Genomic DNA, 23,495 nt, shown 5'->3' with positions numbered 1-23,495 from the left:
CCCATGGCCGGACGTTTGCAGGACAAGGTTGCCATCGTCACGGGGGCAGGTCGCGGCATTGGCGCCGCCACCGCCTTGGCCTTCGCCCGCGAAGGGGCCGCGGTCGTCGTCGCGGAACTGGATTTGGCCACCGGCACTGCCATGGCCGAAGCCCTGGCTGGGCAGGGGGCTTCGAGCCTCTTCGTGCAGACGGACGTCGCCCGGCCGGCCGCGGCGGAGGAAGCCGTGCGCCAGACCCTCGCGGCCTTCGGACGGCTGGATGTGCTGGTCAACAATGCCGGCATCAACGTCTTTCATGAGCCGTTGGAGACGACCGAGGCCGAATGGCGCCGCTGCTTCGCGGTGGATCTCGAAGGCGTCTGGCACATGTGCAAGGCCGCCCTGCCCGCCATGCTGGAGGCAGGCACGGGCAGCATCGTCAACATCGCCTCCAGCCATTCCAGCACCATCATTCCGAATACCTTTCCCTATCCGGTCGCCAAGCACGGGCTCCTTGGCCTCACCCGGGCGCTCGGCATTCAATATGCGGCCCGCGGCGTGCGGGTGAACGCGATTGCGCCCGGCTATATCGAGACAGATATCGCGCGCGAATACTGGGCGACCTTTCCCGACCCGGAGGCCGAGCGGCAGAAGGCTTATGACCTGCACCCGCCCCGCCGCATCGGGCGGCCGGAGGAAGTGGCCATGACGGCGGTCTTCCTCGCCTCGGACGAAGCGCCTTTCATCAACGCCGCCAGCATCGCGATCGACGGCGGCCGCTCGGTGCTCTACCACGACTGAGGCGGGGCACCCGTCCCCGCACTGTCACTGCTCCGTATTCAAGGTCAGGCGCAGTTCCGCCGCACGCCGATGCCCCTCCAGCCCTTCCGCCGCGCTCTGCCGCACGGCCGGCGGCGCCACCAGCGCCACGCCCTCGCGCGTCAGCCATTGATGGGTGCAAATCTTGAGATAGGAGCCGACCCAAAGGCCACCCGTATAGCGCCCGGCGCCCATCGTTGGCAGCGTATGGTTCGTCCCGCAGCACTTGTCGGAATAGACGACGCTCGCGAGCGTGCCGAGGAAGAGCGACCCATAATTGTGCAGGCCACGGGCCGTCGCTTGCGGATCGGCCGTGTGAACCTGAAGATGTTCGGCCGCGACCTGATTGGCATAGGCGAGCATCGACGCCTCGTCGTCGCAGAGCACGATTTCCCCGGCGTCCCGCCAGGCCTGCCCGGCGACGGCGGCGGTCGGGAGATCGAGGAGCTGGCGATCAACCTCGGCCAGCACCGCCTCGGCGAGCGCGGTATCGGTCGTGACCAGGCCGACCCGGGTGCGTGGGTCATGCTCCGCCTGGGCCAGAAGATCCGTCGCGATCATGCGGGCATCCCCGGTGTGATCGGCGACGACGTAGATTTCACTCGGTCCCGCGAGCTGGTCGATGCCCACCGTGCCGAAGACCTGCCGCTTCGCTTCATTCACATAGGCATTCCCCGGCCCCACGATCTTGTCCACGGGCGGCACCGTTTCCGTGCCGAAGGCCATGGCGGCGATGGCTTGGGCACCGCCGATGCGAAAGATGCGGTCAGCCCCGGCGAGGTGGCATCCGGCGATCATGGCCGCATGGGCCGTGGGTGGCAGACAGGCGATGACCTCCTGGCAGCCGGCCACCTTGGCCGGCACGATCGTCATCACCGGCGCGGACAGAAGCGGATAGCGGCCACCAGGGACATAGGCGCCGATCCGCGCGATCGGGATCACCCGATGGCCGAGATGCAGACCCGGATGCAGTTCGATCTCGAGCGGCAGGATGGTTTTGAGCTGCGCCTCGGCGAAGGTGCGCACATTGGCGATGGCAAATTCCGTATCGGCCCGGGTTTGCGGCGCGAGGGCGGCCACGGCCTCGGCCCGCTCGGCGGCCGTCACTTCCAGCGCCTCGGGGCGCACGCCGTCAAAACGCTCGGAGAAGGCGCGGACCGCAGCGTCACCCTGCGTGCGAACGGCGTCCAAAATCGGCTGCACGGTGGCCGCCAAGCCTTCGGCCGCTTGGGCTTCGGCCGGTCTCGGGGCTTTGAGGAAGCGGGTACCCGCCGGCAGCACGAGAGCGGTCATGGGCCATCCTTGCGAAGGGGTGATCGGCGCAGCCTAAAACAAAGGACTTTCGGCACAATCGCGGGCGGCGATAGTGTCTAGTTTTCTCACCATCAGGAATGACCATGCCCCAGGTCGGCCAGAAAATCCGTGAACTGCGCGCCCGCCGCAGCTTGAGCGTGCGGGAACTCGCCCTGCGGTCCGGCGTTTCGCATTCGGCAATTTCCCTGATCGAGCGCAACCGCATGAGCCCTTCGGTCGAGACGCTCAGCGCCATTCTGGATGCCCTCGGCACGACTCTGACTGGTTTCTTCTCCGAGTTGCAGTCGCAAGCCCGCTACAGCCCTTTCTACCGGAAGGACGAGTTCGTCGAAATCGGCCAAGCAAAGGCGATTTCCTACCGCATGCTGGGTATCAATCATCCCAACCGGCAGATCCTCATGCTCCACGAAAGCTATGCGCCGGGGGCCGATACCGCGACCGCGCTCTCCCACTCCGCGCAGGAAGCCGGCATGGTTCTCAGCGGTCAGGTGGAGCTGACGGTCGGCACCGAGGTTCAGAGTCTGGGGCCGGGGGACGGCTACTACTTCGACAGCCGGCAGCCGCACCGGTTCCGGAACGTCGCCGCCGGAAAATCCGAGATCCTCAGCGCGGTAACACCGCCCACCTACTGAACTGGTGAGTATTCTGTCCGGAGCCGGCTGAGCCCTCGGAAAGCCGCGCGAAGATCAAGGATTTGTGTTTCTGTTTGGTGTCAGTCGCCACCCAAGAGCGGCAGCCACAACCACGCAGTAAACGAGAAGGATCGGGAATGTCCATCAGACGGCAGGATCATCGTCTGCACCGTAACGCTCTAGGCTTGCCGCAGATCGTTGCCTCCACGCTCGCGAACATCGCCCCCGCCGTGAGCTTCTATTTCGGCTTCGGCGTCATCGTGGGCGGTGCCGGTGTTGCGGCACCCTTGACCATCATCGTCGCGATGCTGTGCATCCTGTTCCTCAGCAACACGCTGGCGGAATTTTCGAAGTACCGCCCCAGTACGGGGTCTTTCGTCACCTTCATCGGCATGGCCTTCGGCCCGGTCGCCGGGGCCGCTGCCTCCCTCTTCACCGTCGTCGGTTATGCGGTGGCCGCCGCCGCGATCGTCGCGATTTCCGGCGGCTGGCTGCAAGATACGCTCAAGCTCTTTCTCGGCATCAACATTCCCTGGCAGATCCTGGCGACAGCCGCGACCTTGATCTGCGGTTGGTTGGTCACCCGAGGGGTTCAGATCTCCACCCGGTGGGCCGCCGTCTTCTTCTACTTCGAGCTGGCCCTGCTGCTCATCGGTGCGACGATCATGCTCATCGTCAACGCCGATCATCTGAGCTTCGCGCCCTTCCTGCCGTCCCATCTTTCGGGGGGCTTGGCCGGCATCGGCCTCGGCTTCCCCTTGGCCGTCTACTCCTTCGTCGGCTGGGAGAATTCGGCGACCCTCGCGGAAGAGACGGAAAATCCCCGGCGCAACATTCCACGCGCTCTGGTGATCGGCACCATCGCCATCGGTCTCGTCTATGTCTATCTTGCCTATGCGACCGAGACGGCCTTCCACAACGATGCGCATGCCATCAGTAACTCGGCCCTGCCCTTCATCGACGCCTTGAAGAAATCAGCCGGGGGCCTGCTCTTCATCGCCTATCTGGCCGGCGTGACGAGCGTCTTCTCTTGCCTGCTCGGCCTCACCAATTCGCAGGCGCGCATTCTCTTCAGCGCCGGCCGCGAAAGCCTGCTGCCCGTGTTCTTCGGCAAGATCCACCCGGCCCACAAGACGCCGCACGTCGCCATGTGGATCTACGTGCTGACGGCGCTGGTGATCACCCTCGCCTGCTGGAACCTGAGCCCCCTCGACATCTTCGCGGATACCGGAACGCTCGGCACCATCCCCATCATCATCGTCTATCTGGTCACCAACATCGCGCTGCCGGTCTATATGCTGCGCTTCCATCGCAACGAGTTCAGCGCGCTGCGGCACGCCGTCATTCCACTGCTGGGCCTTGTGCTGACCCTCTTCCCGCTCTGGGGCTTGGTGCAGCCCGGGCAGCCTGCGCCGTTCAATCTCTTCCCGACGCTGGCCGGACTGCTGCTCCTCGTCTCGATCATCTATGGCATCGTGCTGGCGCGTCGCCTGCCCGATCTCGTGCACCGCATCGGCTCCTACGTCGCCGATGAGGAATACTGACCGCAGTTTGTCCGTTTGCGCCGTGGCGCCTTCGGCCGGTTGTGAGACCGGCCGAAGCTAACGGCGCCCAGGCTCCGCTCTAGACGCGCGCGAGGGCGACCGCGATGCCCTGACCCACGCCGATGCACATGGTGGCGAGCGCAAGACTGCCGCCCTTCAGGCTGAGTTCCAGAGCCGCCGTGCCCGCGATGCGGGCGCCAGACATGCCGAGCGGATGGCCAAGGGCGATGGCCCCGCCATTCGGATTCACCCGCGCATCGTCATCGCCAATCCCGAGCAGGCGCAAGGAGGCAAGGCCCTGCGCCGCAAAGGCCTCGTTCAGCTCAATATGGTCGAACTGCGCGAGTGAAAGGCCGAGACGCGCCAGCAGCTTCTGCGTCGCCGGCACGGGCCCGATGCCCATGACGCGCGGCGGCACGCCGGCAGTCGCGCCGCCCAGGATGCGCGCGATCGGCCGCAGCCCGTATTTCGCGGCCGCCGCCTCGCTCGCCACGATCAGGGCCGCCGCCCCATCGTTCACGCCCGAGGCATTGCCCGCCGTCACCGTCGCACCGTCGCGCCGGTTCACCGGCTTCAGCCGCGCCAGCGTCTCCAGCGTCGTCGCGCGCGGATGCTCGTCCTGGCTCACGATCACGGGCTCGCCCTTGGGCTTCGGCACGGTGACGGGCGTGATCTCGCGCGCGAGCCTTCCCTGGGCCTGGGCGGCCGCCGCCTTCTCCTGGCTGCGCAGCGCAAAGAGATCCTGATCCGCGCGGGAGACCTCATAGTCGACCGCGACGTTGTCGGCGGTCTCCGGCATCGAATCGACGCCATATTGCGCGCGCATCAGCGGATTGACGAAACGCCAGCCGATCGTCGTGTCCTCCAGTGCCATCTGGCGCGAAAAGGCCGTCTCCGCCTTGCCCATGACGAAGGGCGCACGGCTCATGCTCTCCACGCCGCCGGCGATGATGACTTCGGCCTCGCCCGCGCGGATGGCGCGGGCCGCCGTCGCCAGCGCATCCATCCCCGAACCGCAAAGGCGGTTCATCGTCGTGCCCGGAACGGAGACGGGCAGCCCGGCCAGAAGCAAGGCCATGCGCGCGACGTTGCGGTTGTCTTCGCCGGCCTGGTTGGCACAGCCGAAGATCACCTCGTCCACCGCCGCCCAGTCGAGCTTCGAATGGTTCGCGACCAGGGCCTTGAGCGGCACAGCGCCGAGATCATCCGCGCGCACCGAAGCAAGCGCGCCGCCGAAGCGGCCAATCGGGGTGCGAATGAAGTCGCAAATGAAAGCGTCTGCCATGATCCGCTCCTATACCCCGGGCACGATGAGATCGGTGGCCGGGCCGTCCGTCAGCAGCGGCGCGCCGGTGATCGCCTGCAGGGCCGCAAGCGTGATGGAGGGGATTTTCTCGCGCAGCACGAAACGGCCGTCCTGGACGTCGATCACCGCGTGGCTGGTGAAGATGCGCGTCACGCAGGCCTCGCCGGTCAGCGGAAAGCTGCAACGCTCCACCAGCTTGGGTTCGCCCGTCTTGGTGCAGTGCTCGGTCACCACGAAAACCTGCTTCGCCCCATGGACCAGATCCATGGCCCCGCCCACTGCCGGCACGCCCTTGCTGCCGACCCGCCAATTGGCGAGGTCGCCGCGCTCAGAGACCTGATAGGCACCCAGCACGGCGATATCGAGGTGCCCACCACGCACCATGGCGAAGCTCGTCGCATGGTCGAAGAAGCAGGCGCCGGGCTTCAGCGTCACCGCCTTCTTGCCGGCATTGATCAGATCCCAATCCTCGTCGCCCGCTGCTGGGGATTCCCCGAAATTGAGGATGCCGTTCTCGGTGTGGAAGATCACCTCCCGCCCCGCCGGCTGAAAGCGCGCGATCAGCTCGGGAAAGCCGATGCCGAGGTTGACATAGGCGCCGTCGGGAATGTCCTGCGCGGCCCGCCAGGCGATCTGGCTGTTGCTCAGGCGGCCGTCGGTCTCCGCTTGTGCTGTCATGGATAGGCCGCTCCGGCACGAATGAGGATTTCTTCCTGCTGTGGCTCCGGCACTGCGACGACACGGTCGACGAAGATGCCGGGTGTCACCACGGCTTCGGGATCGATGTCGCCGGCCGGCAGCAGGCGGGAGACTTGCGCGATGGTGCGGGTGGCCGCCATGCACATCAGCGGGCTGAAATTGCGCGCGGCCTTGCGAAAGGTAAGGTTGCCGTGGGTATCCCCGAGTTCGGCCTTTACCAGGGCCACGTCCGCCTTCAGCCAGCGTTCCTGCACGTAGCGCCGGCCGTCGAATTCGGCGACCGGCTTGCCTTCGGCGAGTTCGGTGCCAACCGAAGTCGGCGTGTAGAAGGCCGGAATGCCGGCGCCGCCGGCGCGGATGCGCTCGGCGAGCGTTCCTTGCGGCACCAATTCCAGCGCGATCTCTCCCGCCAGGTAGCGCTCGGTGAAGGCGCGCGGATCGGAGGAGCGCGGAAAGGAGCAGATCATTTTCGCCACCATGCCGGCGTCGATCATCGCCGCGATGCCGATCCGGCCGTTGCCGGCATTGTTGTTGATCACGGTGAGATTGCGCGGCCGATGATCGATCAAGGCGTGGATCAGTTCCATCGGCGCACCCGCGCCGCCGAAACCGCCGATCATGATCACGGCGCCGTCGCCGATGTCGGACACGGCCTCCGCCAGGCTGCCGATCGTCTTGTCCATTCTGCCTCCCCTCGGATTTGCTCGCCGAGCGCCCCGCATGGCGATAGGCCCGCCCCCTCTCGACAGCAAGTAGAATGTGCGATATGCGATATTTGTTCGATTATCGCACATTAGGATGGCCATGAAGCAGACGGATGTGATGGGCGGCCTCGCCAAGGGCCTTCGCGTCATCGAGGCCTTCGAGGCAGCGCGGCCCAAGATGGCCATCGCCGACATCGCGGCCGTAACCGGGCTCGATCGCGCGACTGCCCGGCGCTGCCTGCTCACCCTCGTCTCGCTCGGCTATGCCACCTATGACGGCAAGTATTTCGAGCTGACGGCGAAGGTGTTGCGCCTCGGCTCCGCCTATCTTTCGGCCACACCCCTGCCCCGCCTGCTGCAGCCCGTGCTCGATCGTGTGTCCAACGAAGTGGGGCAGAGTGCATCGGCCAGCGTTCTGGAAGGCACCGAAATCGTCTATATCGCGCGGGCCGCCGTGCGGCGGGTGATGTCCGTCACCCTCATGCCGGGCTCGCGCCTGCCGGCCTGGTGCGCCTCCATGGGCCGCGTGCTGCTCGCCGCCCTTCCCGAGCCGGAGCGGCTGGCCCTGCTCGCGCAATCGGATCTCCGGCCCCTGACGCCGCTGACGAAGATCAACCCGACGGCGCTACAACTGGAACTGATGCAGGTACGGGCTCAGGGCTTCGCGGTGATCAATCAGGAGTTGGAGATGGGCCTGTGCTCCATCGCCGTCCCGGTCATCGATGGCCGCGGCCGCACGGTGGCGGCGCTGAACATCGGCGCCTCCGCCGCCCTCGTCTCCGTCATTGAGATGCAGGCGCGGTTCCTGCCCGTCCTGCTGCAGGCTCAGGCCGAGCTACGCACACTGCTCGGCTAGCGCGTACCGTCCTCAAGCGCGGCGATCACGCGCGCGGCCTCTGCAAAGCCCGTATTGGCCGCCGGCACACCGGCATAGATCGCCGTCTGCATCAGCACCTCCTTCAACTCCTCCTGCGTGAAGCCGCCCTGGCTCAGGCCGGCCCGCACATGCAGGGCGAATTCCTCCCATCGGCTAAGGCTCGCGGTGATGGCGATCACGAGCAGCCGGCGCGTGCGGTCGTCCAGCCCCGGACGTCCCCAGATTTCATGCCAGGCGATGCGGGTGATCATCGCCTGGAAGTCGCCATTGAAGGGCGTGCGCTTGGCGAGCGACTGATCCACCCAGGCATCGCCCAGCACCCGCCTGCGGTTGCGCAAGCCGGCCTCGAACAGCGTCTCCGCGGCCGCCGCTACGGCAGGCGCCGGCACGAGAAAGCCGCGCAGCGCGGCTGCGAGCGCCGCGGGTGCTTCGATCGGCGGCAGATGCGCGGAGGCGAGCGCCGCGTGGCGTGCCCCGGGAATGGCTGTGAGCAGCCGGTCCCCATGCCCCTCGAGCGGGGTCGAGATATCCCGCTCTCCGGTCACCACCAGGGTCGGCACGGCGATCGACGGAACCCGATCCATCAGAGCCATGTCGCGGATAGCAGCCCCGGCGCCGGCATAGCCGGCGTCGGATTGTGCGCCGATGCCGCGCATCAGGCTGTCCGCGATCTCGGGGTGCTGAGCCCGGAAGTCAGGGCTCAAAAACCTTCCCACCGCCATCTCGGCGATCGCCGCCGTACCTTGGCTGGCCACCGTCTCGATGCGCGTCTGCCAGGCCGCGCGGTCCATGGCGGGGGAGGTGCAGATGAGGGCGAGCGCCGAGACGCGCGCCGGATGGCGCAAGGCCAGCTCCATCGCCATCATGCCGCCGAGGGAGACACCGGCGACGGCCGCGCGCTCCAGGCCGGCATCCGCCATGATGGCCGCGACATCTTCGGCGAGTTCCGCGAGGCTGTACTCCCCGGCCGGCGCATCGGAGGCGCCATGGCCGCGCGTGTCGATGCGCAGCAGGCGGAAGGCGGTTCTCAGGGACGGCAGGGTCGCGTCCCACAAGCCCATGTCGGTGCCGATGGAATTGAGCAGCACCAGGGGCGGAAGGCCGTCCGCCCCTTCCAGCTTCCAGTAGAGCCGGCAGGCGTCACGGGTCGTGAAGGGCATGATCAGCTCTTTCCCAGGGAAGCCAGAAGCTCTGCGGTGAGTGCCGCGCTTTCGCCGATATCCGCCCCCAGGCCGGCTGCTTTGAGATTGCGGGCGATGGCGGCCTCGTCCACCTCCAGCCCCTCGGTGACAATGGCGAGGGCCGCCGCACTGCCGGAGGCAAGCAGGAAGAGATCGGCAAGCACGGGGCCTTCCGCCTGCCAGCCGCCCAGGCCCCGCTCCCATTCCTGCGGCAGGCCGGAGAGCAGGCTGGCGACGAGGCCCGGCGCGCGCAGCGCGGCGGAGAGCGCCACCTGGCAGCCCGTGGGATTGCGCTTATGCGCCATGGCGGACGATCCGCCGCGGCCGGGGATACGCGGCTCCTGCGCCTCGCCCACCCCGTTCTGCGCCAGAAGCGCGATATCCCGCGCGCATTTGCCCAAAGCACCGATGACGAGGCCGAGGCTCGTGCCGATCGCCGCCGGCCCCACCCGTCGCGCATGCCATGGTGCGGCATCGCCAAGGCCAAGAGCGGCCGCGAGACGGGCGGCCACCGCGGCACCACGGCCATCCAAGCCAGCCCGCGTGCCGGCGGCGCCGCCGAATTGCAGCCGGGCATGGGTCTGCACATCGGCCGCAAGCCGCGCCCTTGCCTCCTCAATGCCCAGGGCCGCTTGCGCAAGGCGCAGGCCGAAGCTGATGGGCAGTGCATCCTGCAGCAGGGTGCGGCCAATCGCGGGCGTTTCCGCATAGCGGGCCGCAAGATGGCCGAGCGCCCGGACGATGCGGCCGAGATCGATCTGCAGCAGCGCCTCCGCCGCCTGCACCTGCCGCATCAGCACGCAATCGGCGAGATCCTGGCTGGTCGCGCCCCGATGCAGCGCCGGCGCGTCCTCAGGCGGCAGCGTGGCGCGCAGGCTTTGCACCAGAGGGATCGCAAGCGTGCCCGCCTGCGCCGCCCGCGCGGCGAGATCCCGCGTATCCAGCGCCTGCGCTGCGGCGCAGGCATGGGAGATCGCATCCGCGGCCGCCGCTGAGATCAGCCCCTCCGCCGCCTCGGCCGCGGCAAGCGCCATCTCGAAGGCGAGCGCATGGCCGAGCACCGCCGCGTCATCGAAGATCGCCAGCATGGCCGGCGTCGCGGCCGGCAGATCTCGCAGATGATGAGTCACAGCGCGAAGAACACCGTCTCATTCTCTCCCTGCAGCAGGATGTCCAGCCACCAGCTGCCCTCCGCCTGGCGCGCGGCAATCAGGGTGCGCCGCCGCTCGGGCGGCACCAGCGCCAGGATCGGGTCGTCCTCGTTCCCCTCACCGTCGGCGAAGTAGAGGCGGGTTGCAAGGCGCTTGAGCAGGCCGCGGCCGAAGACCGAGAGCAGGATATGCGGCGCCTGCAGAGAATTCCCCGGCCCCGGCACACGGCCGGGATAGATGGTGCGGAAGCGCCAGACACCCTCGGCGCTGGTTGCGGCCCGGCCGAAGCCGATGAAGCCAGGGTCGAGCGGCACCTCCGCCCGGCTGTCCGCCGGGCTCGCATAGCGGCCGGCGGCATTGGCCTGCCAGAGTTCCACCATGGCATCGGGCACGGGCTCGCCGGCCGCATCCAGCACGCGCCCGGCGATCTCGATCATCTGGCCCTGCGGTGTCTCCTGCGCTGTCGGCGCCTTCAGCAGGTAATGCTCTGGCGGCATGAGATCGGGGCGCGCGCCCATCTCCGAGGTGCCTACCAGATCGGCGCCACCCTTCCAGGGCAGGCCGTAATGGAAGAAGGGGCCGACCGTCTGCGAGGGCGTCTGCCCGAAGAGCTGCGGGTCGCGATTGTCCTGCCGTGGCGCAGGCGCGCGGCTTTCGAGGCTCTGCAGATCAGTGCTCATGGTTCGGATCCTCGAAGGGGGTCTCGTCCGGCCCTTTCAGCACGATGTCGAAGAGATAGCCGAGGCCCCAGTTCGGCACCGTCGTCGTCATGTCGAACCGGCTGACCAGGCGCTGGCGGTACGGCATCGGCACGGCATTGGCGATGGGGTCGATCTCGATCAGCGGATCATCGGGGAAATAGAGCTGCGTGATCAAGCGGGTGGCGAAGGCCGGACCGAGCAGCGAAAAATGGATATGGGCCGGCCGCCAGGCGTTCTTGTGGTTGCCCCAAGGATAGGCACCGGGGCGGATGGTGATGAAGCGGTACCGGCCCTCGGCATCGGTGATGACACGCCCGGCCCCGGTGAAATTCGGATCAAGCGGCGCATCCCATTGATCCTTGACGTGAATGTAGCGGCCGGCGGCATTGGCCTGCCAGACCTCCACCACCGTGTTCGGCACCGGCCGCCCGCGCTCGTCCAGCACCCGGCCACTGACGATGATGCGCTGGCCCAGGGGCGGCGCCTTGTGCTGGGTGGTGAGGTCTTCCACCGCCGCGCCCATCAGCCGCTCCCAGCAATCGGCCGGCCCCGTCACCTCGCTCAAGGTCTGCGGAATCGAAATGAGCGGCTGGCCTGGGCTGCGCGCCACGGTCGACCGGTAATCCGGAAAGAGCGACGGCGGTGCCCCGCCATCCTCCGGTGCATAGGGCGTGAGCTGCAAGGACATCCGTAACCTCCCGGGGCTTCAGGCCGCCTGCGGCAGCGGCAGCCCGACATAGTTTTCCGCGAGCACCGTCTGCGCTGCCAGGGAACCCGCGAGATACTCGAACTCCGCCCGCTGAATCCGGCGGTCGAACTCATCCATCGTAGGCAGCGCATGCGTCAGCATCGTGAACCACCAGGAAAAACGCTCAGCCTTCCAGACCCGGGCGAGCGCGCGGGCGGAATAGCCGTCGATCCCGGCGGTGCGGCCGTCACGATAGAATTCGGTCAGCGCTTCGGCCAGCAGGATGACGTCGGAGACCGCGAGGTTCAGCCCCTTGGCACCCGTCGGCGGCACGATATGCGCGGCATCACCGGCGAGGAACAGGCGTTGCCAGCGCATCGGTTCGGAGACGAAGGAGCGCAGCGGCGCGATGCTCTTCTCGAAGGATGGCCCCCGCGTGACCTGCGGCGCGACCTCGGGGCCGAGACGCAGGCACACCTCGTCCCAAAAGCGCTCATCGGGCCAGTCGGCGAGCGTCTCTTCCAGACCGCATTGAATGTAGTAGCGGCTGCGATGGGGTGACCGCATGGAGGCCAGCGCGAAGCCGCGCGGGTGATTGGCATAGATCAGCTCGTGCCGCGCCGGGGGTACTTCGGCGAGAATGCCGAGCCAACCGAAGGGATAGACGCGCTCGAACGTGCGCAGCACATCGGTAGGGATGGAGCGGCGGCTGACGCCGTGAAACCCGTCGCAGCCGACGACGAAGTTACAATCCAGCCGCTGCGAGATGCCGCTCTCCCGCCAGGTGACGAAGGGATGGTCACTCGCGAGATCATGCAGCGCAACATCCTCGGCGTTCCAGCGAATGGCGAGGCCCCGCGCCCCGGCTCCGTCGAACAGGTCCCGCATCACCTCCTGCTGGCCATAGACCGTGACCGCAGCACCGCCCGCGAGAGCCGCCATGTCGATATGCAGAAGCCGGCCGTCGAAGGCGATGTTGGTACCCTGGTGAATCTGCCCTTCCCGCTCCAGCCGTTCGGCGAGGCCCAGCCTGCGCATGAGATCGACCGTGATCTGCTCCAGCACACCGGCCCTCACCCGCCCTTCGACATAGGCGCGGTCGCGCCGTTCCAGCACGACGCAGGCTATGCCTTGCTTGTGCAGGAGATGAGCCAGAAACAGCCCGGCGGGGCCGGCCCCGATGATGGCGACGTCTGTCCGCACGCGTGTGGTTTCCTCTCGCGACGCCTTTGCGTTCTTGCCCCGAGTTTAGCCGGCCGGCGGCGCGCGGGAATGGACAGAGGGATGAAAAACTTGGATGATCCGAAGCATTCTTCTCCCTGCTGAGACACCTATGCCATGGCTGCCTCGCCCGCGCTGCCGATCTTCTACCTCTATGGCGAGCCCCATCAGGCTGTCGAAGACGCCTTCGTACATCTTGAAGCTTTGGACGATCGCTCGCGGCCGAGCGAATGGACGATCCGCCGCCACCTGCACGTCGAACTCAACCACCTCTTCGTGCTCACCGCCGGTGGCGGCCAGCTTCTCTTGGATGATTCCGAGATCGCTCTTGCCGCACCCTGTCTTCTCCTGGTGCCGGCGGGGGTGGCGCATGGCTTTCGCTGGGAGGAGCAATCCGCCGGCTATGTCATCACGCTCGCCTCAAGCCATCTGGAGACGCTGACCAACGCCTATCCCGAGCTGCGTGCCCTGTTCCGCCACGCCATGGCCATGCCGCTCGCGGAGGTCGAGATTACCGCGGTCCGCAGCCGGATCGCCGACATGACGCGCGAATACAGTTGGAGCGCACCCGGCCGCCGCGCGGCCATCGATGCGGCTTTGCTCGGCCTCTGCGTGACGGCGCTCCGCGGGATCGGCCCGGCGAACAGCAGCCAGGAGCCGGCGGCAGGCCGCCAGGCGGGGCTCGTCGCCCGGCTGCGGCAGAGGATCGAGGAACGCTACCGACTGCATGAGCCCATTTCGGCCTATGCCGAGGCGTTGGGCGTGACGCCCTTTCAGCTGCGCGCCGCCTGTCGCGCGGTCGCCCGCCTGTCGCCGTCCGAGATGATCGAGCAGCGGCTGATGCTGGAGGCCAAGCGGTCGCTGCGCTACTCCACCCTCTCGATCTCGGATGTCGCGCTCTCCCTCGGCTTCGAGGATCTCGCCTATTTCTCCCGCTTCTTCCGCCGTCACGGCGGCTGTTCGCCCCGCGCCTTCCGTGGCGGCCGCCGCCTGGTGGGGTGAGGCGGCTACAGCTCGCTCTCGTCCACCGGCTGCCCGTCATCCTGCCAGATGCGCGGCAGGCAGCGCAGCAGATCCTGCCGTTCCTTGGGCGAAAACAGCTTGATGAAGCGCGCTTCGTGCGCAGCAATGGCGGCCCGGCACCGCTGGACCAGGTCTTCTCCCTCCAGCGTCAACCGCAAGGACTGCGCCCGGCCGCGGGTCTCCCCTCGGGAGATGAGCGCGCGGCGTTCCAGCTGGGTGACCAAGGGCACCATATTGGCGCGCTGAATGCCGAGCACCCGCCCGATGTCGCTCTGTGTAATGTCGGGATTGGCCTGAATCACCATCAGGACCGACATCTCCGTGATCCGCAGGTCGAGCTTGCCGATTCCGGCCGACAGGTCGGATAGCATCGCGAAAGAGGCACGGCGCAGCTGATAGCCCAGCAACTGGTCCAAGGGGTTGTCCCAGCTGGCAGAAAGGGATGGCCGCGGGGCCCGTTTGGCGGAGGAGCGCATGTGCCGACTATGCAACATCCGCTTGTCAGGCGCAAAACCCTCATGCTATGTGATATAACAACAAGACAAGAAGAGTGATGGGAGAGACCGAGGGCGCCTGATGGCTCGCGCCGCTCCGGCCAAGACGCTTTTTACATCAGCGAAGGCTTGATCGATGTCCGACGAGAATTCACCGGTAGCCGTGACCGTGGAGGACCGCATTGCCTGGGTCCGCTTCAACCGGCCCGACAAACGGAACTGCATGAGTCCCCGGCTCAACCGGGCGATGATGGCGGCACTGGACGAACTCGAATTCCATCCGGATGTCGGGGTGCTCATCCTTAGCGGCGAAGGCACCGCCTGGTCCGCCGGCATGGACCTGAAGGAGTATTTCCGGGAGACGGAGGCGCGGGGCCTGGGCGCGACGCGGCAGGCGCAGCGCGAGGCCTATGGCTGGTGGCGTCGCCTGCGCTGGTTCCAGAAGCCCACCATCGCCATGGTCAATGGCTGGTGCTTCGGTGGCGGCTACGCCCCGCTCTTCGCCTGCGATCTGGCTTTCGCCGCCGAGGAAGCGACCTTCGGCCTCTCCGAGATCAATTGGGGCATCCTGCCTGGCGGAGGCGCCTCCAAGGTGGCGACGGAGCTGTTGAGCTTCCGCCGGGCCATGTATCATGCGCTGACGGGGGAGACGGTGAATGGCCGGCAGGCAGCCGAATGGGGCTTGGTCAACGAAGCCGTACCTCTCGACCAGCTGAAGGATCGGGTCTGGAACGTGGCGCGGGTATTGCTCAAAAAAAACCCGGTCGCGCTCAAGGCCACGAAGGACGCCATCCGTCGCGTACGCGAAATGACCTATGACAATGCCGAGGACTACCTCGTGCGCGCGCAGGAAGCCTCCAACTTCTACGACGGCCACGGCTACAAAGAGGGCATCGCCCAGTTCATCGACGAGAAGACCTACAAACCCGGTCTCGGCGCCTACAAAATCAAGCCGTAAGGCGCAGCGCCACCTAAAGGGAGGAACCATGGCGCGGATTGTGGATGATCCGGGAATGCAGGCGCGCCTGCACCCCGGGCGGCTGGCCGTGCATGAGCTTGCAACCGGCCGATCCTGGACCTATGCCGAATGGGACAAAGCGATCGCGCAGACCGTGACGCTGCTGCGCGATGCACATGGGATCGCGGTGGGGGATCGCGTCGCCGCCATCGGACGCAACTGCGCGGAACACCTTCTGCTGCATCTCGCCTGTGCGCGCCTCGGCGCGATCTACGTGCCGCTCAACTGGCGGCTGGCCCCGGCCGAAGCGGATCGTCTGATCGCCGATGCCGAACCCGCGCTTCTCGTCGGTGATCCAGATTTTCTGACACCGCTGGCCGACCACAGCCGGATACGCGACTTCGCCGCCCTCCGCGCAGACATCGGGCAGCAGGCGCCGGCCGCTGGCGCCCTCATCGACCGCACGCTGCCGAGCCTGATCCTCTATACCTCCGGCACCTCGGGCACGCCGAAAGGGGCCATGCTCACGGAAAAGGCGATCAGCCAGACGGCGATCAACTTCGGCACGCTCGCCGCGGTGACGCGGGACAGCATGTTCCTGGCCGAGACGCCGATGTTCCACGTCATTGGCATCATCACCAATGTCCGGCCCGCGCTGATGCGCGGCGGCGCGGTGTTGATCAGCGACGGCTTCGAGCCGACGCGCACGCTGCAGCGCCTGGCGGACCCGGCCTGGCCCGTCACCCACTACTTCTGCGTGCCGCAGATGGCGAAGATGCTGCGAACGGCGCCGAACTTCGACGCGCGCCGCCTCGGGCGCCTGACGGCCGTCTTCTCCGGCGGTGCACCGCATCCCATGGCCGATATCTGTGCCTGGCTGGATGACGGCATCGCGATCGCCGATGGCTTCGGCATGAGCGAGGCGGGGACCGTCTCCTGCATGCCGCTCGACCAGGACTTGATCCGCGCAAAGGCTGGCTCCGTCGGCATCGTGCCGCCGGCCATCGAGACACGCATCGTCGACCGTGAGGGGCGGGACCTGCCGGCAGGAACCCCGGGCGATTTGCTGCTCAAGGGCGAAAACCTCTTCTGCGGCTACTGGCGTCAGCCGGAACTCACGCGCCAGGCATTCACGGCGGATGGCTGGTTTCGCACCGGCGACATCGCGCGGCAGGATGAGGACGGGTTTCTCTATCTCGTCGACCGCTCGAAGGACATGTTCATATCCGGTGGCGAGAACGTCTATCCCGCCGAAATCGAAGCCGCCCTCGCCGCCATGCCTGGCCTGAAGGAATGCGCGGTCGTCGGCGTGGCAGACGAGACATGGGGGGAGGTCGGCCATCTTTTCGCCGTTCCGACCGGCCCCGCCATCGACCTCACGATGATCCGCAGCTTTCTCGAAGGCTGCATCGCCCGGTACAAGATTCCGAAACACGTCACGGTGGTCGATCATCTGCCGCGCACCGCGTCCGGAAAGCTGCTCAAGGCCGAGTTGAAGCGCCTGTCGCGGCTCACCCTGGAAAATGCCTGAACCGTCCGGACCCAAAGGAGGCATCGCATGTTCGTCAAGAACGCCTGGTACGTCGCGGCCATGCCGGAGGAGATCGCCGACCGGCCGTTGGGCCGGCAGATCTGCGGCGAAAGGATCGTCTTCTATCGCGGACCAGGCGGAAAGGTCGCGGCGGTCGAGGATTTCTGCCCGCATCGCGGGGCGCCTCTCTCGCTCGGCTATGTCGAGGATGGCAAGCTCGTCTGCGGCTATCATGGCCTCGCCATGGGCTGTGACGGCCGCGCGGTGGAGATGCCGGCGCAACGCGTGCGCGGCTTTCCCGCCATCAAATCCTTCGCCGTGGAGGAGCGCTACGGCTTCATCTGGGTCTGGCCCGGAGAGCGGGAGCGTGCGGACCCCGCCACCATCCACCACCTGGTCTGGGCCGAAAGCCCAGACTGGGCCTATGGCGGCGGATTGTACCACATCAAATGCGATTATCGCCTGATGATCGACAACCTCATGGATCTGACGCACGAGACCTACGTCCATGCCGGCAGCATCGGGCAGAAGGAGATCGACGAAGCGCCGGTGACGACACGCAGCGAGGGGGACCACGTCGTCACCAGCCGCTTCATGCCGGACATCCACGCGCCACCCTTCTGGCAGGCCGCCTTGCGCATGAACGGGCTTCCAGAGAATGAAAAGGTGGATCGCTGGCAGATCTGTCATTTCCATCCACCGAGCCACGTTCTGATCGAAGTCGGCGTCGCCCTGGCCGGCCACGGCGGGTATGAGGCACCCGCCGCGGTCAAGGCGTCCAGCATCGTCGTCGATTTCATTACGCCCGAGACGGAGACGACCCATTGGTATTTCTGGGGCATGGCCCGCAACTTCAAGCCGGATGATCCCGCTCTGACGGCGAAGATCCGCGAAGGACAAGGCAAGATCTTCGAAGAAGACCGGGAGATGCTGGAGCGCCAGCAGCAGAACCTGCTGCACTGGCCGGCGCGCTCCTTGCTCAAGCTCAACATCGATGCCGGGGGCGTCCAGTCCCGCCGTATCATCGAACGGCATCTCGGCCAGGAAGCCGCGGCGTGACCAGCGTGCAGGAGGTGACGGTCAGCCAAATCACCGAGGAGGCGGAGGGCATCCGCAGCTTCGTCCTCACGCCTGTCGCAGGCGCATTGCTACCCTTTACCGCGGGCGCGCATATAGACGTGCATCTGCCGAACGGTCTGGTCCGGCAATATTCGCTGCTCAACGATCCTGGCAGAAGGGAAACCTACACGATCGCCGTTCTGCGTGAGCCTGCGTCACGCGGCGGGTCACTTGCCATGCATGCGCTGAAGCCGGGGGACCGTTTGCGGATCAGCGCGCCGCGCAACCTCTTCCCGCTCGTGGAAGAGGCCACACGGACGCTGTTGCTCGCGGGCGGCATCGGCATCACGCCGATCCTGGCGATGGCCTGGCGGCTCCATGCGCTCGGCCGCCCTTTCACGCTGCATGCCTGTGCGCGCACGGCCGCGCGCGCCCCCTTCCACGATTTTTTGCGGACGGCGCCCTTTGCCCAGTCGGTCAGCCTGCATTTCGATGATGGACCGGCCGAGCAGCGCTTCGATACGGCCTCCACCCTCGCGGACCCAGGCGAGGGCGGGCATCTCTATGTCTGCGGGCCAGGCGGCTTCATGGAGCACGTGCTGTCCACCGCCCGCGCCGCCGGCTGGCATGAGACGCAACTCCACCGCGAGTATTTCACGGCCGCGGCACCTGACGCCGCGGGCGATCAACCCTTCGACCTTGAAATCGCGAGCACGGGCGCGGTCATCGCCGTACCGCCCGGGCGCACTGCGCTCGAATGCCTCCTCGCGCATGGGGTGGACGTGCCGATGTCCTGCGAACAAGGCATCTGCGGCACCTGCTTGGTGTCGGTGCTGGACGGCATTCCGGAGCACCGCGACAGCTATATGACGGAGGAGGAGCACGCCGCGAACACGCAGTTCACGCCTTGCTGCTCGCGTGCCAAGACCGCGCGCCTGGTGCTGGATCTGTAGCGCAGGTACGGGGGCGGCCGATGACCGCTCCCGTCTCCCCGAGAGTCCGTCTCAGGTGAATGAACACTCGCCATGAACGGAGAGCGCCATTCCAACCCTGCTCTCCCCCTAAAACCGCAGAACGGCTTTCACGCAGGCACCGCTTTCCGAATCATGCACCGCCTGATTGATGTCGGCGAAATCGTAGAACCGCATCATGCGCTCGGCCGGAAAACGGCCTTGCGCGTGCAAGGCCATCAGTGTCGGCAGAAACAGGGCCGGCTCCGCATCCCCCTCGACGATGCCACGCACGTGCTTGCCTGAGGTCAGGAGATCGATCACAGGCACGGGCAGAACCTCATCGGGGCGGGAGGCGCCGATGATGCCGAGCGTGCCGCGCGGGCTGAGTGCCGCCAGCGCCTGGGAGAGAACGGCGATGATCGCCGTCGTGTCGATCGCATAGGCGACGCCGCTGCCGGTGATCGCCTGGATCGCGGCAACCGGTTCGGCTTCGGCTGCGTTGACGACATGAGTCGCGCCGAGGGACTGCGCGAGCGCGAGACGCGCCGGGTTGCGGTCGATCGCGATGATGGTGGTCACACCCACGACCGCCGCCGCCATGATGGCGGACAGACCCACGGAGCCGGTGCCGAAGACCGCGAGGCTTGACCCGGGCGGCACCTTGAGCGCGTTCATCACCGCCCCTGCCCCAGTCTGAATGCCGCAGCCGAAGGGCGCGAGCACCGCGAGGTCCGCATCGGCGGCAACCTTCACGACATTGCTGTGATGGGCGACGACCTGGCTGGCGAAGGCGGATTGGCCAAAGAAGTGGCTATGCACAGGCCCGCTCTCGCAGCGGAGCGCGCTGCTGCCATCGGCGCGGGCACCGGCAAAGTTGAGCGGAAAGAAGCTATGGCAATAGCTCGGCGCATGGGCAGCGCAAGACGGGCAGTGCCCACAGGCGCGATAGCTCATCACCACGTGGTCGCCCGCCTTCAGCCCAGGCACCGCCGCCCCCACCTCCTCGATGACGCCGGCCCCCTCATGCCCCAGCACGATCGGCTGTGGCACGGGAAAGACCTGATCGCGCATCGCGAGATCCGTGTGGCAAATGCCCACGGCCGTGATGCGCACGCGCACCTCGTCAGCGCGGGGTGATTCGAGACTGAGCGTCTCCAGGTGAAAAGCGCCGCCCTTCTCTCGCGTGACGGCTGCTTGAATCCGCATGATCGCGTCTCCTCAGAAGGGCTTCATCGGTGCTTCTGCCTGCACCGTCATCCACTGCCACATGGAAAACTCCTCCCAATTCGCGGGGCCGCCCACCGCGGTGCCGTTGCCCGAGGCGCCGCGGCCGCCGAAGGGATTCACCACGTCATCGGCGACGCTCTGATCGTTGATATGGATCAGGCCCGTCTTGATCTGGCGGGCGATCTTCATGGCCCGCCCGATATCCCGTCCGATGATGCCGGCAGAGAGGCCGTATTCCGTCGCGTTCGCCATGGCGATCGCGTCCTCATCCGTATCGAAGGGAATGATGTTGACGACGGGTCCGAAAATCTCCTCCTCGAAGCAGGGCATGCCCGGCCGTACATCGGTCAGGACCGTCGGCTTGTAGAAGAGCGCGTCGTAGCTGCCACCGGCCGCGAGCGTGGCACCGGCCGCCACCGTCTCCGTTACCAGCTTGTGCACCCGGTCGCGCTGGCGGGCGTTGATCAGGGGGCCGAGCGCCACCTGCCCGCTGGCCGGGTTCCCCACCGGCAGGTGGTTCGCCTTTTCCACCAGCGCCGCCGTCAGGGCCGGCACAAGGGACCGCTCAACCAGAACGCGGCCGGAGGCCATGCAGATCTGGCCTTGATGGAACCAGGCACCAAAGGCCACATTGGAGGCGGCGGTTGCGACATCGGCATCACCCAGCACGATGACCGAGTTCTTGCCGCCGAGTTCGAGCGAGACCTTCTTGAGGTGTCGGCCGCACAGCTCTCCCACCTTGCGGCCAGCTGGCGTGGAACCGGTGAAGGCCACCATCTGGATGTTGGGGTCGGTGCAGACTGCCTCACCGGCATCGACGCGGCCGGGCACCACGTGCAGCACGCCCTTGGGCAGCCCCGTCATCTCGAAGATGCGAGCGATGATGATGCCGCCCGTCACCACCGTCTGCGGATCGGGCTTCAGCACCACCGCATTGCCGATGGCAAGCGCCGGGGCCACGGCGCGCAGGCCCAGAATGAGCGGAAAGTTGAAGGGCGAAATCACGCCGACGACGCCGAGCGGCACGCGCCGCGCGATGGAGAGACGTTCGGGGGTGGAGGGCAGCGTCCGGCTCGGGATGTCGTGCAGCATCGCGGCCGCGGCGCGGCAGATTTCAACAGCTTCCCGCACCTCGTGCTGTCCCTTGGGGATGATCGCGCCGGTCTCCCGCGCAATCCACAGCGCCAGCTCCTCGGCATTCTGCTCAAAGAGGTCGGCCGCCTTCAGCAGGATCGCCGCGCGCTGCCGCTCATGCATGGCATACCAGCCGGGCTGCGCGGCGGCGGCGGCGGCGGCGGCGGCGGCCACTTCGGCCGGCCCGACGAGGGCGGTTTGCGTCAGCACCTCGCCGGTCGCGGGCTCCACCACATCCGCGGTCGCCGGCGCGTCTCGCCAGCTACCGTCGAACAGGCGCCCAGCCCAACCGGTGCCAAGAAAGCCGTTCGTATCCAGGGAATCGGGCATGGTTTCCTCCTTCGATCAGGATTGTTCTGTGGTTGACAGCGCAGGGGCCACGGCGGCGCGAGAGGCGGTGCGGGGCATATCCTCGGCCCGGATCCTCAGCCAGTAGCCCACGGGCAGCAGACGCAGCGCGTAGCGCTGCTCGAGCCAGCCCCAAAGCCCTTTCGGCAGCAGCAGAGCCACCAGAATGGCGGTCACGCCGACACCGATGAGATACCATACGCCGTCTGCATCGAAACCCGTCTCGATACCAAAATAGATCAACGCGCCGAGGATCGGTCCCTCGAAGGTGCCGATGCCGCCGACCAGCGTCATGAAAATCATCGCCGCCGTCCACTGCACGCCGAAATAGGTATTGGGCTGGAAGGAGACCGATGCGGAGAGCCAGACACACCCGGCGAGCCCCGCACCAAAGGCCGAGAGCACGAACAGAATGACCTTCGAACGATGCACCTGTACGCCGACCGACCGGGCGGCACTCTCGTCGTCGCGGATGGCCTGAACGGCAACACCGAAGCGCGATCGGAGCAGAAGAAAGAGGGCGAGTGCCAGCCCGGACATGGCCACCAGCCCGAACCAATAAGCATTCATCCGCTGCGCCGACGGCGAGAAGGCATTGAGGGCGAGCAGCGAGGTTCCGGTGCTGCCCTGGACGATGGGATCGAGGCTGACCAGCCGCTGTGTCAGCGCCGCCAGCACCCACATGCCAATCGCGAACTCCCCGCCGCGGAGCCGCAGCATCAGCCCGGACACTGCGAAGGCGAGAATGGCGCTCGCAACGCCCCCCAAGGCAAGCGCGGCGTAAACCGGCAGGCCGGTGCCCGAGAGGCGGATCGCCGCGTAGGCACCGACGCCGAAGAACATCTGCTGGCCGACCGAGACGAGACCACCATAGCCCGCCAGTGCGTTCCAGGTGATGGCGAGCAGCGCATAGACGAAGAAGGTCGTCAGATGATCGAGCACATTGGCCGAGAAGAGGGCCGGTCCCGCCAGCAGCAGAAGCTGCAGGCCGCCGACGGCCGCGGTGCAGAGGATGGAGCGGCGGGTCCAGCGCTGGACGTGATAGGGCAGGCTCATGCCGTCCTCGCGGTCAGGAAGTGGAGAGAGCGGCGCAGCCCGCCGCCCGGGCGAAGCCGGGCTGCGAGCACCGCCAGAAACACGGCATGGCCCGCCAGCAGCGTGAGATGCGTGTCGATGGCACCGCCGAGGCTCTGCGCCACACCCAGCACGACGCCGCCGAGCAGCGTGCCCCAGAGCGAGCCGCTGCCGCCGATCACCACCGCCTCGAAGGCATAGAGCAGCTGCGGCCCTCCGGCATAGGGATCGAAGCTCGCGCGCGCCCCCATGGCGAAGCCGGCGAGCCCGGCCATCATCATGGCGATGGCCGTGACGGCGAGACGCACCCGCCGGGTATTGACGCCCGTCAGCCGTGCCGCGTCCTCATCCTCCGCCGTCGCGCGGATGGCACGGCCAAGCTGCGTGTAGGACAGCAGCAGCTGCGTGCCGCCCAGAACCACCAGAGCGGTCAAGAAAATCAGGCAATCGAGCTGGCTGAAGGAAAGCGCCCCGATGCTCCAGCTGTCATAGGAGAGGTCGCCGATGTCTCCGGCGAAGGACTGCGTATCTGCACCGAAGGCCGAGAAGAGCAGATTGTCGCAGACGAGCGCGAGGCCGAAGGTCGCCAGCAGCGGCACCAAGGCGCCTCCCTTCAGGCTCGGCTCGATGATCACCCGTTGCAAGACGAAGCCGACCACGGCCATCGCCGGCAGCATCAACAGAAGGCCCAGGAAAGGGGAGATGTCGAGCGCGTGCTCGATCATCAGCAGAAGGAAGGCGCCGAGGACGACGAGCGATCCATGGGCGAGGTTGACGACGCGCATGACACCGAAGAGGAAGGAAAGACCGGCCGCGAGCAGCGCGTAGCTGCCGCCGAGGAGCACGCCTTGCAGGATTTGGTTGAGCCAGAACATCGC

Annotated in this window: 23 protein-coding genes; 9 read left to right on the top strand and 14 right to left on the bottom strand. The window is 66.8% G+C overall.

The genetic code is table 11. The features are described 5' to 3' along the window. Window positions 1-3: 3 nt before the first annotated feature. A complete protein-coding gene (locus ACYQ6W_RS10330; protein ID WP_459675159.1) occupies window positions 4-780 on the top strand; it encodes an SDR family oxidoreductase in 777 nt (258 codons plus the stop codon). Window positions 781-804: 24 nt separating this feature from the next. Here ACYQ6W_RS10330 and hisD read toward each other — a convergent pair whose 3' ends face one another. Further along, on the bottom strand, window positions 805-2,091 hold the full coding sequence (gene hisD, locus ACYQ6W_RS10325) for a histidinol dehydrogenase (RefSeq protein ID WP_459675158.1): 1,287 nt from the start codon (window positions 2,089-2,091) through the stop codon (window positions 805-807). Window positions 2,092-2,195: 104 nt separating this feature from the next. Here hisD and ACYQ6W_RS10320 point away from each other — a divergent pair, with 104 nt between their 5' ends. Together ACYQ6W_RS10320 and ACYQ6W_RS10315 are read left to right on the top strand one after the other, a co-directional pair. Further along, entirely contained in the window at window positions 2,196-2,744 is a 549-nt protein-coding gene (locus tag ACYQ6W_RS10320) for a cupin domain-containing protein (RefSeq protein WP_459675157.1), read from the top strand. Between the two features lie 137 nt (window positions 2,745-2,881). After that, the gene (locus ACYQ6W_RS10315; RefSeq protein WP_459675156.1) at window positions 2,882-4,288 is read left to right on the top strand and encodes an APC family permease; all 1,407 of its coding nucleotides are present in this window, start codon (window positions 2,882-2,884) and stop codon (window positions 4,286-4,288) included. A 79-nt stretch (window positions 4,289-4,367) separates the two neighbouring features. Here ACYQ6W_RS10315 and pcaF read toward each other — a convergent pair whose 3' ends face one another. Genes pcaF through ACYQ6W_RS10300 form a run of 3 tightly spaced genes read right to left on the bottom strand, consistent with a single transcriptional unit; the run spans window position 4,368 to window position 6,976 of the window. Then, window positions 4,368-5,573 carry a 3-oxoadipyl-CoA thiolase gene (gene pcaF, locus ACYQ6W_RS10310; protein WP_459675155.1) on the bottom strand — a complete coding sequence of 402 codons (1,206 nt, stop codon included), beginning with the start codon at window positions 5,571-5,573 and terminating at the stop codon, window positions 4,368-4,370. A gap of 9 nt (window positions 5,574-5,582) precedes the next feature. Beyond that, a complete protein-coding gene (locus ACYQ6W_RS10305) occupies window positions 5,583-6,272 on the bottom strand; it encodes a 3-oxoacid CoA-transferase subunit B (RefSeq protein ID WP_459675154.1) in 690 nt (229 codons plus the stop codon). Next, a complete protein-coding gene (locus ACYQ6W_RS10300) occupies window positions 6,269-6,976 on the bottom strand; it encodes a 3-oxoacid CoA-transferase subunit A (protein ID WP_459675153.1) in 708 nt (235 codons plus the stop codon). Before ACYQ6W_RS10300 ends, ACYQ6W_RS10305 begins: the two co-directional genes overlap by 4 nt. A 121-nt stretch (window positions 6,977-7,097) precedes the next feature. Between ACYQ6W_RS10300 and ACYQ6W_RS10295 the strand changes: the two genes are divergently transcribed. After that, on the top strand, window positions 7,098-7,853 hold the full coding sequence (locus ACYQ6W_RS10295) for an IclR family transcriptional regulator domain-containing protein (RefSeq protein WP_459675152.1): 756 nt from the start codon (window positions 7,098-7,100) through the stop codon (window positions 7,851-7,853). On the opposite strand, the gene pcaDC is transcribed toward ACYQ6W_RS10295, so the two are convergent. Genes pcaDC through pobA form a run of 5 tightly spaced genes read right to left on the bottom strand, consistent with a single transcriptional unit; the run spans window position 7,850 to window position 12,798 of the window. Then, complete coding sequence (gene pcaDC / locus ACYQ6W_RS10290; protein ID WP_459675151.1) at window positions 7,850-9,034, bottom strand: bifunctional 3-oxoadipate enol-lactonase/4-carboxymuconolactone decarboxylase PcaDC; 1,185 nt, start codon at window positions 9,032-9,034, stop codon at window positions 7,850-7,852. The genes ACYQ6W_RS10295 and pcaDC overlap by 4 nt on opposite strands. A 2-nt stretch (window positions 9,035-9,036) precedes the next feature. Then, entirely contained in the window at window positions 9,037-10,185 is a 1,149-nt protein-coding gene (locus tag ACYQ6W_RS10285; RefSeq protein ID WP_459675150.1) for a lyase family protein, read from the bottom strand. Continuing rightward, complete coding sequence (gene pcaG, locus ACYQ6W_RS10280) at window positions 10,182-10,886, bottom strand: protocatechuate 3,4-dioxygenase subunit alpha (RefSeq protein ID WP_459675149.1); 705 nt, start codon at window positions 10,884-10,886, stop codon at window positions 10,182-10,184. Before pcaG ends, ACYQ6W_RS10285 begins: the two co-directional genes overlap by 4 nt. After that, the gene (gene pcaH, locus ACYQ6W_RS10275; protein ID WP_459675148.1) at window positions 10,876-11,595 is read right to left on the bottom strand and encodes a protocatechuate 3,4-dioxygenase subunit beta; all 720 of its coding nucleotides are present in this window, start codon (window positions 11,593-11,595) and stop codon (window positions 10,876-10,878) included. Before pcaH ends, pcaG begins: the two co-directional genes overlap by 11 nt. Window positions 11,596-11,613: 18 nt before the next feature. Continuing rightward, window positions 11,614-12,798: a 4-hydroxybenzoate 3-monooxygenase gene (gene pobA / locus ACYQ6W_RS10270; RefSeq protein ID WP_459675147.1), complete on the bottom strand. Its 1,185-nt coding sequence runs from the start codon at window positions 12,796-12,798 to the stop codon at window positions 11,614-11,616. A 135-nt stretch (window positions 12,799-12,933) separates the two neighbouring features. Between pobA and ACYQ6W_RS10265 the strand changes: the two genes are divergently transcribed. Continuing rightward, a complete protein-coding gene (locus ACYQ6W_RS10265) occupies window positions 12,934-13,818 on the top strand; it encodes a helix-turn-helix domain-containing protein (protein WP_459675146.1) in 885 nt (294 codons plus the stop codon). Between the two features lie 5 nt (window positions 13,819-13,823). On the opposite strand, the gene ACYQ6W_RS10260 is transcribed toward ACYQ6W_RS10265, so the two are convergent. Beyond that, on the bottom strand, window positions 13,824-14,255 hold the full coding sequence (locus tag ACYQ6W_RS10260; protein ID WP_459675145.1) for a MarR family winged helix-turn-helix transcriptional regulator: 432 nt from the start codon (window positions 14,253-14,255) through the stop codon (window positions 13,824-13,826). Between the two features lie 214 nt (window positions 14,256-14,469). Here ACYQ6W_RS10260 and ACYQ6W_RS10255 point away from each other — a divergent pair, with 214 nt between their 5' ends. From ACYQ6W_RS10255 to ACYQ6W_RS10240, 4 genes are read left to right on the top strand one after another with little or no spacing between them, the layout of a single operon-like run. Then, a complete protein-coding gene (locus ACYQ6W_RS10255) occupies window positions 14,470-15,291 on the top strand; it encodes a p-hydroxycinnamoyl CoA hydratase/lyase (protein WP_459675144.1) in 822 nt (273 codons plus the stop codon). Window positions 15,292-15,319: 28 nt separating this feature from the next. Next, entirely contained in the window at window positions 15,320-16,822 is a 1,503-nt protein-coding gene (locus ACYQ6W_RS10250; RefSeq protein WP_459675143.1) for an AMP-binding protein, read from the top strand. 27 nt (window positions 16,823-16,849) lie between these two features. After that, window positions 16,850-17,881 carry an aromatic ring-hydroxylating dioxygenase subunit alpha gene (locus ACYQ6W_RS10245; RefSeq protein ID WP_459675142.1) on the top strand — a complete coding sequence of 344 codons (1,032 nt, stop codon included), beginning with the start codon at window positions 16,850-16,852 and terminating at the stop codon, window positions 17,879-17,881. Next, on the top strand, window positions 17,878-18,834 hold the full coding sequence (locus ACYQ6W_RS10240) for a PDR/VanB family oxidoreductase (protein ID WP_459675141.1): 957 nt from the start codon (window positions 17,878-17,880) through the stop codon (window positions 18,832-18,834). The genes ACYQ6W_RS10245 and ACYQ6W_RS10240 overlap by 4 nt, the downstream gene beginning before the upstream one ends. 108 nt (window positions 18,835-18,942) lie before the next feature. Here the strand turns inward: ACYQ6W_RS10240 and ACYQ6W_RS10235 are convergent, their stop codons facing one another. From ACYQ6W_RS10235 to ACYQ6W_RS10220, 4 genes are read right to left on the bottom strand one after another with little or no spacing between them, the layout of a single operon-like run. After that, complete coding sequence (locus tag ACYQ6W_RS10235; protein ID WP_459675139.1) at window positions 18,943-20,040, bottom strand: NAD(P)-dependent alcohol dehydrogenase; 1,098 nt, start codon at window positions 20,038-20,040, stop codon at window positions 18,943-18,945. 12 nt (window positions 20,041-20,052) lie between these two features. Then, window positions 20,053-21,525 (bottom strand): benzaldehyde dehydrogenase, encoded by a 1,473-nt coding sequence (locus tag ACYQ6W_RS10230; protein ID WP_459675137.1) that lies wholly within the window; start codon window positions 21,523-21,525, stop codon window positions 20,053-20,055. Between the two features lie 15 nt (window positions 21,526-21,540). Continuing rightward, a complete protein-coding gene (locus tag ACYQ6W_RS10225) occupies window positions 21,541-22,599 on the bottom strand; it encodes a branched-chain amino acid ABC transporter permease (protein ID WP_459675135.1) in 1,059 nt (352 codons plus the stop codon). Continuing rightward, window positions 22,596-23,492, bottom strand: a complete 897-nt coding sequence (locus ACYQ6W_RS10220) for a branched-chain amino acid ABC transporter permease (RefSeq protein WP_459675133.1) — start codon at window positions 23,490-23,492, stop codon at window positions 22,596-22,598. The genes ACYQ6W_RS10225 and ACYQ6W_RS10220 overlap by 4 nt, the downstream gene beginning before the upstream one ends. Window positions 23,493-23,495: the final 3 nt, after the last annotated feature.

The sequence above is a fragment of the Acidisoma sp. 7E03 genome (assembly GCF_054665075.1).
Note: the sequence above shows the minus strand (reverse complement) of the source record. Positions and strands in the feature narration are given on the sequence as shown.